Annotated in this window: 9 protein-coding genes and 1 other annotated feature; all 9 genes read right to left on the bottom strand. The window is 45.1% G+C overall.

Annotated features, from left to right (window positions below; all coding sequences use genetic code 11):
- Positions 1 to 149: 149 nt before the first annotated feature.
- A complete protein-coding gene (rpoC, locus tag G601_RS0107710; RefSeq protein ID WP_051205675.1) occupies positions 150 to 3,842 on the bottom strand; it encodes a DNA-directed RNA polymerase subunit beta' in 3,693 nt (1,230 codons plus the stop codon).
- A 67-nt stretch (positions 3,843 to 3,909) separates the two neighbouring features.
- Positions 3,910 to 7,770, bottom strand: coding sequence for a DNA-directed RNA polymerase subunit beta (rpoB, locus tag G601_RS0107705; RefSeq protein WP_026493588.1), 3,861 nt, complete (start codon positions 7,768 to 7,770; stop codon positions 3,910 to 3,912).
- A 334-nt stretch (positions 7,771 to 8,104) separates the two neighbouring features.
- A complete protein-coding gene (gene rplL / locus G601_RS0107700) occupies positions 8,105 to 8,482 on the bottom strand; it encodes a 50S ribosomal protein L7/L12 (RefSeq protein WP_022760814.1) in 378 nt (125 codons plus the stop codon).
- A gap of 52 nt (positions 8,483 to 8,534) precedes the next feature.
- The gene (rplJ, locus tag G601_RS0107695) at positions 8,535 to 9,110 is read right to left on the bottom strand and encodes a 50S ribosomal protein L10 (RefSeq protein ID WP_026493587.1); all 576 of its coding nucleotides are present in this window, start codon (positions 9,108 to 9,110) and stop codon (positions 8,535 to 8,537) included.
- Between the two features lie 23 nt (positions 9,111 to 9,133).
- Positions 9,134 to 9,258, bottom strand: a sequence feature (ribosomal protein L10 leader region).
- A 46-nt stretch (positions 9,259 to 9,304) separates the two neighbouring features.
- The gene (gene prfB, locus G601_RS0107690; protein ID WP_026493586.1) at positions 9,305 to 10,447 is read right to left on the bottom strand and encodes a peptide chain release factor 2; all 1,143 of its coding nucleotides are present in this window, start codon (positions 10,445 to 10,447) and stop codon (positions 9,305 to 9,307) included.
- 104 nt (positions 10,448 to 10,551) lie between these two features.
- On the bottom strand, positions 10,552 to 13,122 hold the full coding sequence (gene secA / locus G601_RS0107685; protein ID WP_026493585.1) for a preprotein translocase subunit SecA: 2,571 nt from the start codon (positions 13,120 to 13,122) through the stop codon (positions 10,552 to 10,554).
- A gap of 125 nt (positions 13,123 to 13,247) precedes the next feature.
- On the bottom strand, positions 13,248 to 14,285 hold the full coding sequence (locus G601_RS0107680; protein ID WP_026665016.1) for an ABC transporter substrate-binding protein: 1,038 nt from the start codon (positions 14,283 to 14,285) through the stop codon (positions 13,248 to 13,250).
- On the bottom strand, positions 14,282 to 15,319 hold the full coding sequence (locus G601_RS0107675; protein ID WP_026493583.1) for an ABC transporter permease subunit: 1,038 nt from the start codon (positions 15,317 to 15,319) through the stop codon (positions 14,282 to 14,284). Before G601_RS0107675 ends, G601_RS0107680 begins: the two co-directional genes overlap by 4 nt.
- On the bottom strand, positions 15,320 to 16,423 hold the full coding sequence (locus tag G601_RS22395; RefSeq protein WP_035790476.1) for an ABC transporter permease: 1,104 nt from the start codon (positions 16,421 to 16,423) through the stop codon (positions 15,320 to 15,322). It abuts the gene before it with no gap.

Genomic DNA, 16,423 nt, shown 5'->3' with positions numbered 1-16,423 from the left:
AAATCAACACATACATCAAGCGAAAGGGGCACACTATCCCCTCTCGCTTGTCGCACAGTTTTTAAGTATAAGTATTAAATATTTTCTTGTCAAGCACAATCGTTTTAAAATCGTGCTATTTTATGAACTTTTCATAATTACGAAAAGTCTTACTCCTCATCATCAGCAACGACTACTTCGTCTAAATCTGAATCAAGCTCATCGATGAAATCATCGTCATCAAGATTCTTCTTGAGGATCAGCTTGTCGAGATCCTTGAAGTTAGCGTCTGTGTTAAGAGCTGTGTTACGATAACGCTTCATACCTGTACCTGCAGGAATCAGCTTACCAATAATAACATTTTCCTTAAGTCCGATAAGCGGATCAACCTTACCCTTGATGGCAGCATCGGTAAGAACCTTTGTTGTCTCCTGGAAGGATGCAGCTGAAAGGAATGAGTTAGTAGCAAGAGCTGCCTTGGTAATACCAAGAATTACCTGCTTTCCTTCAGCGGGCTTTTTGCCTTCGCTTATAAGTCTCTCGTTGTCGTCCTCGAAATCAAGAACATCAACAAGTGTTCCGGGAAGGAAGTTTGTATCTCCACTCTCCTCGATACGAACCTTCTTAAGCATCTGACGAACGATAACCTCGATATGCTTATCGCAGATATCAACACCCTGCAGACGATAAACTCTCTGAACCTCGCGGAGCAGATAATCCTGAACTGCACGGATACCCTTGATCTTAAGAAGATCATGAGGATTTACGGAACCTTCTGTAAGCTCATCACCGGCCTCAACCTGTTCGTTATCCAAAACCTTGATTCTGGATCCGTAAGGAATGAGATATGCCTTTGACTCTCCGGTCTCATCATTAGTAATGATAACCTCGCGCTTCTTCTTTGTATCCTTAATGGTAGCTGTACCATCAAGCTCTGAAATAATGGCAAGTCCCTTAGGCTTTCTTGCCTCAAAAAGCTCCTCGACACGGGGAAGACCCTGTGTGATATCTCCACCGGCAACACCACCGGTATGGAATGTTCTCATGGTAAGCTGTGTACCAGGCTCACCGATTGACTGAGCAGCGATGATACCAACTGTCTCACCAACCTGTACGGGCTCACCTGTTGCCATGTTAGCACCATAGCACTTAGCACAGATACCGATGTGTGAACGGCATGTAAGGATTGTACGGATCTTAACTGCTGTTACCGGCTCACCCTTACTGTTAACACCCTCGCTGAGAACTCTCTTAGCACGGCTGGGTGTGATGATGTGATTCTTCTTAACAATAACGTTGCCGTCCTTGTCCTTGATATCCTCACATGTATATCTTCCAGTGATACGATCCTCTAAAGGCTCGATCATTGCCTTACCATCCTTGAATTCCTTAACGGTAATTCCGGGGATAGTAGCCTTTCCTTCGCTACAGTCAAGCTCACGGATGATAAGCTCCTGAGATACGTCAACCATTCGACGTGTCAGGTATCCGGAATCGGCTGTACGAAGAGCTGTATCGGACAGACCCTTACGAGCACCATGCGCTGACATGAAGTACTCCAGAACGTCAAGACCTTCACGGAAGTTTGACTTGATAGGAAGTTCGATTGTACGACCTGTTGTATCAGCCATAAGTCCACGCATACCGGCCAGCTGCTTGATCTGCTGATCACTACCACGGGCACCGGAATCTGCCATCATGTGGATGTTGTTGTACTTATCAAGTCCCTTAAGAAGAACTTCTGTAAGCTGTTTATCTGTCTCCATCCATGTCTCAACAACAAGACGATAACGCTCTTCGTCTGTCATAAGACCACGGCGATAGTTAACTGCGATCTCATCAACAACTGCCTGAGCTTTTTCAAGCATCTCCTGCTTCTGCGGAGGAACTGTCATATCAGCGATTGAAACTGTCATAGCAGCTCTTGTTGAGTAGTGATAACCTGTTGACTTGATCTTATCAAGTACCTCTGCTGTTGCAAATGTACCATGAGTATTGATCATGTTTGTAACGATCTTCTTCAGCTGCTTCTTACCAACCATGAAGTCGATCTCAAGATTGAACTTGTTCTCCGGTACAGAGCGATCTACAAATCCAAGATCCTGAGGAATGAACTCGTTGAACAGGAATCTTCCGAGTGTTGACTCAACGACACCTGAAATATCCTCACCGTTTTCATCCTTACGCTCTACACGGATCTTAATCTTTGACTGAAGAGTGATGTAATCATTCTCATAAGCAAGGATTGCTTCGTCAATGCTCTTGAAGAACTTACCTTCTCCCTTAGCACCCTCGCGCTCCTGAGTAAGATAGTAGATACCAAGTACCATATCCTGTGTAGGAACGTTAACAGGGCCACCGTCTGAAGGCTTAAGCAGGTTGTTAGGAGCAAGCATAAGGAATCTGCTCTCTGCCTGTGCCTCTACTGACAGAGGAAGGTGTACAGCCATCTGGTCTCCATCGAAGTCCGCGTTGAAAGGTGTACATACAAGCGGATGAAGCTTAATAGCCTTACCTTCTACAAGGATGGGCTCAAATGCCTGGATACCAAGTCTGTGAAGTGTGGGAGCACGGTTAAGCATAACGGGATGCTCTTTGATAACGTCCTCGAGAACGTCCCATACCTGCTCATCAAGTCTCTCAACAAGCTTCTTAGCATTCTTAATATTCTGTGAGATTCCTCTGGAAACAAGTTCCTTCATAACGAAGGGCTTGAAAAGCTCGATAGCCATTTCCTTAGGAAGTCCACACTGGTAAATCTTAAGCTCAGGACCTACGACGATAACTGAACGTCCTGAATAGTCAACACGCTTACCAAGAAGGTTCTGACGGAAACGACCGCCCTTACCTTTAAGCATGTCTGAAAGTGATTTAAGTGCACGGTTTCCGGGGCCTGTAACAGGTCTTCCACGTCTGCCGTTATCAATAAGAGCATCTACTGCTTCCTGGAGCATACGCTTCTCGTTTCGAACGATGATGTCCGGAGCTCCAAGATCAAGAAGTCTCTTAAGACGATTATTTCTGTTAATTATACGACGGTAAAGATCGTTAAGATCTGATGTAGCAAAACGTCCACCGTCAAGCTGTACCATAGGACGAAGATCCGGAGGAATTACCGGAATGCAATCAAGTACCATCCATGAAGGATCATTTCCTGACTCACGGAAAGACTCAACAACCTCGAGTCTCTTAATGATACGCTGCTTCTTCTGTCCGCTTGAAGTATCAAGACCTTCCTTGAGTTCCTGATATTCAGCTTCAAGATCAATGCTCATAAGGAGCTCTTTTACAGCCTCAGCACCGATTCCGGCACGGAACTTTCCGCCCCACTCCTCGCGTGCATCCTGGTACTCCTTCTCAGAAAGTACCTGCTTATACTCCAGGTTTGTTTCACCGGGATCAAGCACTATATATGAAGCAAAGTACAGAACCTTCTCAAGTACTCTGGGTGAAAGGTCAAGGATAAGTCCCATACGGCTGGGAATACCCTTGAAATACCAGATGTGTGATACAGGTGCTGCAAGCTCGATGTGACCCATACGCTCACGACGAACACTGCTCTTTGTTACCTCAACGCCGCAACGGTCGCAGATTACGCCTCTGTAACGAATCTTCTTATACTTACCACAGTGACATTCCCAGTCCTTTGTGGGTCCAAAAATCTTCTCACAGAACAGACCGTCTCTCTCGGGTTTAAGTGTACGATAGTTGATTGTCTCAGGCTTTAAAACTTCGCCATGTGACCACTCTCTGATCTTCTCAGGAGAAGCGAGACCAATCTTTATAGCATCAAATGTCATCGGCTGATATGTCGGTGCTGATGAAGTTCTTCCGCTGGAAGCTTCGTTTATTGCTTTATTCATTGTAGAATCAGACATTCGTAACCTCTTTTCTGTTGTTTACATGGTTGCAGTTACTAATTACCGCAAATTAAAAGTTGTCATCAAGACCATCTGCAGCATCAAACTCTTCTTCCTCGTATGCTGCTTCGTCATCCTCAGTCACAAGCTCGCCATCTTCATCGAAAGCCTGTGTCTGATAACCATTCTCTGCAAGGTTCTCACGATCGATATCGCGGTTTACCTCACCTTCAATTTCATAGCGGTAGTCAGAATCACTGTAATCAACCGACTCCATGATCTCAACTTCGGTATTATCCTCACGAAGTACACGTACATCCAGACCAAGTGACTGGAGCTCCTTCAGAAGAACCTTGAAGGATTCAGGTACTCCGGGTTCAGGAATATTATCGCCCTTGATGATTGCTTCGTATGTCTTAACACGTCCTACAACATCATCAGACTTAACTGTCAGAATCTCCTGCAGTGTGTAAGCTGCACCATAAGCCTCAAGAGCCCAAACTTCCATCTCTCCGAAACGCTGTCCACCGAACTGTGCCTTACCACCAAGAGGCTGCTGTGTAACCAATGAGTAAGGGCCGGTTGAACGTGCATGGATCTTATCATCAACAAGGTGATGGAGCTTCAGGTAATGCATGTGTCCGATAGTGGTCGGTGAATCGAAAGGAATACCTGTACGACCATCTCTAAGCTGAACCTTACCATCAGTGTGGATCGGAACACCCTTCCAAAGCTCTCTGTGATCTCTGTTATCATAAAGGTACTTCATGATATCGGGATCTACGCTGTCTTTATATTTCTCTTCAAACTCTTCCCATGTACTGTTTACATAGTCGTTAGCCATAGTGAGAGTTGCCTGAATATCTTTCTCGTTAGCACCGTCGAAAATAGGTGTAGCGATGTTAAATCCAAGAGCCTTAGCAGCAAGTGAAAGGTGAATCTCAAGGACCTGTCCGATATTCATACGAGAAGGCACGCCCAGAGGATTAAGTACGATATCAAGAGGACGACCGTTAGGCAGGTACGGCATATCTTCTATAGGAAGTACACGGGAAACGACACCCTTGTTACCGTGACGACCAGCCATCTTATCACCGACTGAAATCTTTCTCTTCTGTGCAATGTAAATACGAACTGCCTGGTTTACACCGGGGCTAAGCTCATCGCCGTTCTCTCTTGTGAATACCTTGGCATCAACAACGATACCATACTCACCGTGAGGAACCTTAAGTGATGTATCACGAACCTCACGTGCCTTTTCACCGAAAATAGCACGAAGGAGTCTCTCTTCAGCTGTAAGCTCTGTCTCTCCCTTAGGAGTAACCTTACCAACAAGAATATCACCTGCACGAACCTCTGCACCGATACGGATGATTCCGCGATCGTCAAGGTCCTTAAGAGCTTCGTCACCAACACCGGGAACGTCTCTTGTGATCTCTTCAGGTCCGAGCTTTGTCTCACGTGCCTCTGCCTCATACTCTTCAATATGAATAGAAGTGAAGACATCGTCACGAACAAGTCTCTCGCTGAGAAGTACAGCATCCTCGTAGTTATAACCTTCCCAGGTCATGAATCCGATAAGAGGGTTCTTACCAAGACCAAGCTCACCCATGTATGTTGAAGGACCATCAGCAATAACATCGCCAGCCTTAACATGATCGCCCTTGAAGACGATAGGTCTCTGGTTATAGCAGTTACTCTGGTTACTTCTCTGGAACTTAATGAGGTGATACTCTTCCTTCTCACCATCATCGTATGTCATCTGGATAAGTTTGCTATCTACGAAATCGATAACACCATCCTTCTTGGCAACAACACAAACACCTGAGTCAACAGCTGCCTTGTGCTCCATACCTGTTCCTACTGCAGGAGCCTCTGTTGTAAGAAGCGGCACTGCCTGACGCTGCATGTTTGATCCCATAAGAGCACGGTTAGCATCGTCGTTCTCAAGGAAAGGAATAAGTGCTGTAGCAACTGAGAATACCATTCTCGGTGATACGTCCATGTACTCGAACATGGTCTTAGGATACTCGGAAGTCTCTTCTCTGTAACGACCGGAAGCATTGTTCTTCTTGAAATATCCCTGCTCATCAAGAGGTGTATTAGCCTGAGCTACATGGTAATTATCTTCTTCATCCGCTGTAAGATACTCAACCTCATCAGTTACGCGAGGGTTCTGAGGATCTGTGCGGTCTACCTTACGATAAGGAGCCTCTACGAAACCATACTGGTTAACTCTTGCATAGCTTGCAAGTGAGTTGATAAGTCCGATGTTAGGACCTTCAGGAGTCTCGATAGGGCACATACGTCCATAGTGAGTATAGTGTACGTCTCGAACCTCGAATCCGGCTCTGTCTCGTGAAAGACCACCAGGACCAAGTGCTGAAAGACGACGCTTATGAGTAAGCTCACCAAGAGGGTTATTCTGATCCATGAACTGTGACAGCTGTGAAGATCCGAAGAACTCCTTAACAGCAGCCTGTACAGGCTTAATGTTGATAAGGCTCTGAGCAGAGATCTCATCAGCATCATGTGTTGTCATTCTCTCACGAACAACTCTCTCAAGTCTTGAAAGACCGATTCTGTACTGGTTCTGTAAAAGCTCACCAACGCAGCGGATACGACGGTTTCCAAGGTGATCGATATCGTCATCATGTCCGATACCATACTCAAGATGCATATTATAGTTAATGGAAGCAAGAATATCTTCCTTAGTAATGTGCTTGGGAATAAGCTCGTTTACATTCTTTCTGATAACATCAGCAAGGCTCTCAGGATCCTTATCAGCACACTCTGTAAGGATATCTCTGAGTGCAGGATAGTAAACATCCTCAGTAATTCCAAGTTCCTCAGGATTGCAATCGATGAAGCTTGTAATATCAACCATCATATTAGAAAGAACCTTGATATTACGCTCCTCACCCTGAATAAGAACATAAGGAATACCAGCGTTCTGAATCTCAGTAGCAAGTGCACGGTCAACCTTAGTGCCTGCTGCTGCGATCATCTCGCCTGTGTTCTCATCGATAACGTCCTCTGCAAGGATCTGCTTATTAATTCTGTTCTTGAAGTGAAGCTTCTTATTGAATTTATAACGTCCAACCTTAGCAAGATCATATCTTCTTGCATCGAAGAACATAGCAGTAATAAGGCTCTCTGCGCTCTCTACGCTGAGAGGTTCGCCGGGACGAATCTTTTTGTATAATTCAAGAAGACCACTCTGGTAATCAGTTGAGGGATCCTTAGTAAAACTAGCCTGGATCTTGGGCTCATCACCAAACAGGTCAACGATTTCTTCATTAGAACCGATTCCAAGTGCACGAATAAGTACAGTTACAGGTACCTTTCTGGTTCTGTCAACACGTACATAGAATACGTCATAGGAATCTGTCTCATACTCGAGCCATGCACCACGGTTAGGAATAACAGTGCATGCGATCAGCTTCTTACCGATCTTATCACGAGTTATATCATAATAGATACCGGGGGAACGAACCAACTGGCTGACGATAACTCGCTCCGCGCCGTTGATAACAAATGTTCCGGTTGCAGTCATAAGAGGAAGATCACCCATGAAAATCTCATGCTCAGCAATCTCTCCGCTCTCTTTATTATTAAGGCGAACCATAACCTTAAGAGGTGCTGCGAAGGTCGCATCTCTCTCTTTACATTTCTCGATTGTATTCTTGTTCTTGTCGATCTCATCTTCGCAAAGCTTAAAATCAACAAACTCAAGACTCAGCTTACCGCTGTAATCCTCAATAGGAGAGATATCGTTAAAGACCTCTTTAAGACCCTCGTCAAGAAACCATTGATAGGAGTTCTTCTGAACTTCAATCAGGTTCGGCATCTCCAGGACTTCCTTCTGGCGCTGGAAACTCATACGTACATTTTTACCAGTACCACTAGGATGCAATCTGTTTTTTTCCATTGACATTCACCCCGTTCTTATTTTTTATTTAGTAGTAAAGCCAACCGCTACCTAAAAAAGCGCGCAAAAGCCCACCACTCCACAATAGTGCATCATCCATTCTACAACAAGCTTTTTTTTAAGTCAAGTATTATTTTTGCTCAAAAAACAAAACAAGGAAGAATGTCGCTTGCGACATTCTCGCGCCGAGCGCGGTTGCAGAATGCAACATCTTCCATTCGCGCGAGTGTGCATCCCACGGAGTGCTTTTTTATTGAATAGGAATTTCCTATTCAATAAAAAAGAAGAGATGCTTTCGCATCTCTCCCTCAGTAAATCTCTATAAAGACGGTTATTACTTAAGAGTAACCTTTGCACCCTCAGCCTCAACCTTAGCCTTGATGTCATCAGCCTCTTCCTTAGAAGCGCCTTCCTTGATCATCTTAGGAGCGTTGTCTACGAGATCCTTTGCTTCCTTAAGTCCAAGACCTGTGATCTCACGAACAACCTTGATAACCTTAACCTTGTTAGGGCCAACTTCTGTAAGCTCTACGTTGAACTCACTCTTCTCTTCCTCAGCACCTGCTGCTGCGCCGCCTGCTGCTGCTACAACAACACCTGCTGCTGCTGATACACCGAACTCCTCCTCGCAAGCCTTTACAAGGTCGTTGAGTTCAAGTACTGATAACTCTTTGATTGCATCGATAATCTCTGCTGTGGATAACTTTGCCATTATTATTTACCTCCATTAAAAATAGTTAGTTTTCGTTTTAAAAATTAAAATATTACTCAGCTGTTGTAGCTGCTGCCTCTTCAGCAGGAGCCTCAGCTGTCTCTGCTGCAGGAGCTTCCTCTGCGGGAGCTGCCTCGCCGCCCTCTGCCTTCTTCTCTGCAATCTGCTTAACCACACGAGCGAAGTTTGCGATAGGTGACTGCATAGAACCAAGCAACTTGGAAAGCAACTGATCCTTAGGAAGGATTGCTGCGATCTCCTTGAGTGCCTCTGCGTCATACAGCTTACCCTCGATCACACCACCTTTGACCTCAAGTGCCTTTGCCTTCTTTGCGAACTCAACAAGTACACGTGCAGGAGCTGCAGGATCTGTCTCAGAAATAGCGAGTGCGCTAGGTCCGTTAAGAAGATCTGAAAGCTGCTCGAAGTCTGTACCCTTGAATGCGAAGTTCATCATCGTATTTTTGTAAACCTTGTAGCTGACATTCTCAGCACGAAGCTTTTTACGAAGCTCTGTGTCCTCAGCAACAGTTAAACCACGGTGATCTACAAGTACGAGTGCCTGAGCGTTCTGAATTTTCTCAGAAATCTCTTTTACTACGGGCTGTTTTAATTCAACCTTTGCCATCTTTTTACCTCCTTATAGAATTTACCGCCAAAGAAAAAGCCTCTCGAAGACGAGAGGCATAAAAGTCTTATCAAACTTTTCCTCGGTAGGCGCTAAGCTTACGTCATCAAATGACACCTACTGTCTTCGGCTGGTCATAACGACCTTGAATACATTAACACAACATAAATATTATGTCAACAACTTTTTTAAATTTATTCTTCCTCAGTGTCGCCAACCGGCTTACCGCCTGTAGCGAGCCACTTAAGATAAGCATTGATAAACGGATCAAGTTCTCCATCAAGAACTGCGTCAGCGTTGGAAGCCTTGAATCCTGTACGTGTATCATTAACCATTGTGTAAGGCTGAAGAACGTAGGATCGGATCTGGCTTCCCCAGGCGTTATCCATTACCTCACCTCTGATACCTGCAAGCTTTGCTGCCTGCTCTTCCTGTTTCATAATGAAGAGCTTTGCCTTGAGCATCTGCATAGCCTTGTCCTTGTTCTGGAACTGAGAACGCTCATTCTGGCAGGCAACTACGACGCCTGTAGGAATATGTGTGATACGTACGGCAGATGATGTCTTATTGATGTGCTGTCCACCGGCACCACTTGAACGGTATGTATCAATTCTGAGATCATCAGGATTGATGTCGACATCTACATCTTCCTCAATATCAGGCATGATATCGCAGGAAACGAATGAAGTCTGTCTCTTAGCCTGTGCATTGAAAGGACTGATACGAACAAGTCTGTGAACACCGTGCTCTGACTTAAGAAGTCCGTAAGCGTTAGTTCCTGAAATCTGGAATGTAACTGACTTGATTCCTGCTTCATCACCATCGAGGTAGTCAAGAACCTCTGTTGAGAAGCCCTTTCTCTCTGCCCATCTGGTATACATTCTGTAAAGCATTGATGCCCAGTCGCAAGCCTCTGTTCCGCCTGCACCTGCATTAAGTCTGAGGATTACATCATATTTATCGTAAGGTCCGTTCAAAAGATTGCTGATACGGATCTTCTCAAGAGTATCTTCAAACTGATCAAGCTCAGATCTGATCTCAGCTGCCATATCGTCATCATCAACACCCTCTTCATTCTGAAGGTCGATGAGATCCATCATGTCATCATACTGTTTATGAAGACCCTCTACCTCAGCAACAAGATCCTGCATGTTCTTAAGATTTCTTGTCTTCTTATTGGCTTTGTCAGCGTCATCCCAGAAAGTAGGCTCTTCCATCTCACGGGACAACTCTTCAATCATTTTTTTCTTTGAATCAAGGTCAAGAGAAGCTGTCACCTCATCAAGAGTACCTCTGAGATTAGAAAGCTCGACCTTCATCTGATCAAGTATTACCATATCTATTCCTTCCAGTTCTCATGGGAAATGCAGAGCTCATCACTCTGCATTTGTTTTAATGTCATCAGTAAAGCAACTTATATTACCAATTAAATTAAAATTGGTCAACCCTGTGCTCTGCCGTGGCAGTTCTTATACTTTTTACCGCTTCCGCAAGGGCAGGGATCATTGGGATAAACCTTGGCTTCCATACGCTTTACAGGCTCCTTGGCAGCACTGTCATCCTTATTTGTTCCTGTAACCTTTGCAACCTGCTCACGCTCAACCTTCTCTTCGATGTGAACGTGGAAAAGAAGTCTTACTGTATCTTCCTTAATGTTACGAGTCATATCATCGAACATCTCGAAGCCGGCAAGCTTGTACTCGATCTTAGGATCTCTTTGGGCAAATGCCTGAAGGCCGATACCCTGACGGAGCTGATCCATATCATCGATGTGGTCCATCCACTTTCTGTCGATAACCTTAAGAAGAATTACACGCTCGATCTCACGGATTGTCTCGGGTTCCGGGAACTCAGCCTCCTTCTCCTCATAGAGCTTAACAGCCTCTTCCTTAAGCTGCTGCATAAGTCCGTTCTTGGTAAGCTTTGTGATACGTCCGCGGTTGATCTTCTTAAGAGGAATGATAGGAAGCAGAAGCTCGTTGAGCTCTGTAAGATTCCACTCATCTGAATCAGTAACCTCTCCGACTACTGTCTGAACTGACTCCTCTACTATATCTGTAATCATCTTATAAACAGTATCGCGCATGCTGTCGCCGTTAAGAACGCGTTTACGCTCGTCATAGATGATCTCTCTCTGCTCGTTGTTAACCTGGTCGTACTCAAGAAGGTTCTTACGGATACCATAGTTGTTATCCTCGATCTTCTTCTGAGCTGACTCGATAGCCTTTGAAAGAGCCTTGTGCTCGATCTCCTGACCCTCAGGAATACCAAGTGAGTTAAACATTGAGATAAGTCTCTCAGAACCGAACAGTCTGAGAAGGTTATCCTCAAGTGAAAGATAGAACTTGGATTCACCGGGATCTCCCTGACGTCCTGAACGTCCACGGAGCTGGTTATCAATACGTCTGCTTTCGTGACGCTCTGTACCTACGATCTTAAGACCGCCGGCAGCAAGTGCCTCATCATCAAGCTTGATATCGGTACCACGACCAGCCATGTTAGTTGCGATTGTAACTGCGCCGTGCTTACCGGCCTCAGCAACTATCTGAGCTTCCATCTCGTGGAACTTGGCGTTAAGTACGTTGTGAGGAATTCCTCTCTTCTTAAGAAGCTTACTTACTTCCTCAGAGGACTCAATTGTAATAGTACCAACAAGAACGGGCTGTCCCTTTTCATGAGCTGCCTGAACAGCATCAGCTACAGCGTTCAGCTTCTCCTTCTTGGTCTTGTAAACCGCATCCTGAAGATCCTTACGGATTACAGGCTTATTGGTAGGAATCTCGATAACGTCCATTCCGTAGATATCACGGAACTCTCGCTCCTCTGTAAGAGCTGTACCTGTCATACCGCACTTCTTCTCGAACTTATTAAAGAAGTTCTGGAAGGTGATGGTAGCCAGTGTCTTGGACTCTCTCTTAACCTTTACATGCTCCTTAGCCTCGATAGCCTGGTGAAGGCCATCTGAATAACGGCGACCGGGCATTACACGACCTGTGAACTCGTCGACGATAAGAACCTCATCATCCTTAACGATGTAGTCGTGATCCTTTGCCATAAGGTTGTTAGCTCTGAGGGCAAGGATAATGTTGTGCTGGATCTCAAGATTTTCCGGATCAGCAAGGTTATCTATTCTGAAGAAGTTCTCAACCTTTGCAACACCCTGTGCTGTAAGGTTAACGAGCTTATCCTTCTCATTAACTATGAAGTCTCCTGACTCCTCCTGCTCGATACCCATGATGGCATCCATCTTGGAGAACTCTTCCATATCAGCACCACGTGTCATCTGCTTAGCGAGGATATCGCAAGCCTCGTAAAGCTTTGTTGACTTGTCGCTCTGACCGGAAATGATAAGAGGTGTACGAGCTTCGTCGATAAGGATTGAGTCGATCTCATCGATGATCGCATAGTTGAGTCCACGGAGAACGCACTGCTCTTTGTAAATTGCCATGTTGTCACGAAGATAGTCGAAACCAAGTTCGTTGTTAGTAACATAGGTAATATCGCAATTATATGCTGCCTGTCTCTCTTCGCTTGTCATGCTGTTAAGAACTACACCAACAGTAAGCCCCAAAAACTCATGAACCTTACCCATCCACTCAGCATCACGCTTAGCAAGGTAGTCGTTAACTGTAACAACGTGAACACCCTTACCTTCAAGTGCATCGAGGTATGAAGGAAGTGTAGCAACCAGTGTCTTACCTTCACCGGTACGCATCTCTGCAATACGTCCCTGATGCAGAATCACACCACCTATGAGCTGAACACGGAAGTGCTCCATGCCAAGTACTCTGCAGGCTGCCTCACGAACCGTGGCATAAGCCTCAGGCAAAACATCATCAAGTGTCTCCCCATTCTCAAGTCTTTTCTTGAACTCATCGGTCTTAGCCTTAAGCTGCTCATCTGTGAGTTTTTTCATCTCAGGCTGCAGACTCTCAATCTTATCTACAGTACTCTGGATTCTCTTAAGCTCTCTCTCACTATGTGTGCCGATGATCTTATCAATAATACTCATTCTCTATCGCTCCATTAAAATTTTGCGTATGCCATAAAAAAACAGGAAGCAGATCCGCCTCCTATTTTATAAAGACAAAATCACAAATGACATTCTAGCAAATAACGCGCATATTATCAACCCTGCTAGGGTTCCTGAATAGTGTACTCCGTACCGTCAACAACCACATTTTTTACCGAACTAACGCAGCTGAAAAGCCCCTCGTCCACATAGTTGAATTTCTCAGGTGTTTCGCCGTTTTCCAGGGCCTCAATAAGCGCCTGTACTCTGGGTCCGTGCAGCGGATTGCACTCTGCTATGCAGGATATCTTGCCCTCTCTGCAGTACTGAAGGGACTGCTCATTTACTCCATCAAAAGAGACCACCATGACCTCTCCGTTCATAATGTTCTGTCCCACACGTTTTCCTGCGCTCTCTAAGGCGTCAATTGCTCCTATAGCCATATTGTCATTTTCGCAGTAAACCACATTTATATTGTCATAACCCTTAAGAAGAGCGGCCATAACCTCTCTTCCCTTGTTCTCCGTAAAATCGCCGCTGACCTCAGTCATGAGATCCCAGCCGTACTCCCTGGCAGCATTTGCAAGGCCCCTGGTTCTTCCGATCTGAGCCGTGGAACCGGGAGTACCCTGAATATTAACTATGTGCAGATTCTCGGGAGAGATATTTCTTCTGTCTGTAAAAGCCTTGAGCCATGCCGTCATCTTCTTGCTCTCGAGCTCGAAATCAGAGCCCACCCAGCAGGAATACAGGCTCTTATCCGCCACATCAACTCTCCTATCCACAAGAATTACAGGGATCTCCGCATCCCTTGCTTCCGTAAGAACCGACTCCCAGCCTGTCTCTGTGGCAGGTGCCAGCACAATATAATCCACACCCTGCTGTATAAAAGTCCTGACTGCCGTTATCTGATTGGCCTGCTTCTGCTGACCGTTTTTATATACTAAATTGAAGCCATTCTCGGGAGTCAGCGCTTCCTGCATGGAAGCAGTATTGGTATTCCTCCAGTCGGATTCTGCTCCGAGCTGTGAAAAACCAACAGTTATAATCTCTCCCGCTGTGGCTTCTTCCTTGTTTTCTTCTTCAATGGTTCTGCTCCCGCAGCCGGCCAAAATAGCCGGGAGCAGGAGCAGTAAGGTAAGTAGTGTAATGGTTTTTTTCATGCCTTAAGTGCCTTTTTCTTCTGAGCCATAACAACGCTCTGAATAAGTAAGAATATGCAAAGCATAGCAGCAATTGTAATTCCTGTCCACCATGCCTGGTCAAGACCGGCAGATGAAACAATATTCTGGATAGTACTAAGTGAAAGCACTCCGAAAAGTGTTCCGATGATATTACCAACACCACCTGTAAGCATTGTTCCGCCGATGATGGAGGATGCGATAGCATTCATTTCCATACCCATTGCATGGCTGGCTGAACCTGAACCAACATGGAGGAAATAAACATAACCACCGATACCTGCAAGCACGCTGCATATCATATGTGATAAAAACTTGGTTCTCTTTACGTTTACACCGAGCATAAGTGCGCTCTGCTTGTTACCGCCAACCGCATAAAAGCTACGTCCGAGCTTGGTCCAACGAAGAACAACAAATAAAACAGCAACAACTAAAAGTGCAACTATAACTCCGATCTCAACATAAGCAGGAACATAAATACCCTTTTTATTGGTAGTTCCCATACCCGGGATCACGATTCTCGCAAGCTTAAGAGCTGTGAACTCCTCGTCTGCAACGTTGAAGGGAGCAGTATTAACAATTGTCGTCATACCTCTGGCAAAGAACATACCCGCCAGCGAGACGATGAATGGCTGGATATCAAGATAAGCAACCAGGAAGCCCTGAACCAGACCGTATGCCACACCAATTCCAAGAGCAATAAGAATTGATCCAAAAATGCTTCCATCGTGATAATCCAGATAAACCGCGCAGCACATTGATACCAGAGCCACAACACCACCAACGGAAATATCGATTCCGCCGGAGATCATAACAACGCTCATTCCGCAGGCTGTGATGATCAGCGCAGCGTTGGCGTTCAGGATATTGAAGAACATCTGGGGCTTTTTAAAAGCACCACCCTGAAATACGATCGCACCGATATACATCGCAAAGAAGATTACGACTGTAATAGTAAGAAGAAGCATTGTATCGTTCATCTTACCGAAAACACCTGTCTTTTTCTCGTTTTTCATTTAGGCCACCCCCTTCTTGGAAAGCGCAGCCTTATCCGACGACGCGAACTTCCTTGTAAGCTGCTTCATATAATCTCTCACTGAAGGAGCAGAAAATACAACAAGAACAATAACAACTACAGCCTTATAAGCTGCAAGTGCATCTGACTGCACATTGAATTTGTAAAGAGTAGTTGTAAGGAACTGGATAACATATGCGCCAAGTATTGAAGCCCACATATTGAACTTACCACCTGAAAGAGCGTTTCCGCCAAGCGCTACCGCAAGGATCGCATCCATCTCGATATCCTTTGCAATAACGGAATAGTTAATTGTGGAAAGACGGCTAACCTTGATAAGTGCAGCTACTGCAACACACAGTCCCAAAATTACAAAGCTGAGGAACTTAATAAATGTAGGATTGATACCGTTAAGTCTTGATGCTCCCTCATTGATACCAACAGCCTGTGTATAGAGACCGAGGTTAGTGAACTTAAGCACAAGAGCTATCACAATGATACATGCGATTACTATGAAAACTGTGGTCGGAACCGGGATTCCGGGAATAAAGCTTCCAAAGTAAGCAAACTTCGGATCGGGAACGATAGGCAACTCATTGTTGTTGATCCATGCTGCGATTGAACGTCCCGCCGTGAAAAGGATCAGCGTTGCGATCATGGGCTGAATCTTGAATACCGCAACCAGCATACCGTTAAAGGCGCCGCAGAGCATTCCTACTACACAAGCCACAAGAAAAGCAACTATGATAGGAGCTGCAAGCTCTGTGGGTCTTGATGTTCCGCCGCAGAGAACTCTCAGCATAGCTGAACCAGCAATAGCTATTGTTGCTCCGACTGAAATATCCTGTCCGCCTGAAGCAGCAGTTACAAGTGTCATACCGATTGCCAAGATTCCAAGCTCTGAGCCGTAATCCAGAATCGTTATAAGGTAACCTGAGAGAACAGGATTACCTGCATTGTTTAATCCGAGACTTATCTTGAAAAATCCGGGATCATTTATCAGGTTTATTACCGCCAGGAGAAGAAGTGCCAGAATCGGTATAAACAACTGATTTCCTACGAGCTTCTTGAAAAAGCTCTCATCTTTATTTGTCGTTTTACTCAT

Source organism: Butyrivibrio sp. FC2001, assembly GCF_000424125.1.
GTDB lineage: Bacteria > Bacillota > Clostridia > Lachnospirales > Lachnospiraceae > Butyrivibrio.
Note: the sequence above shows the minus strand (reverse complement) of the source record. Positions and strands in the feature narration are given on the sequence as shown.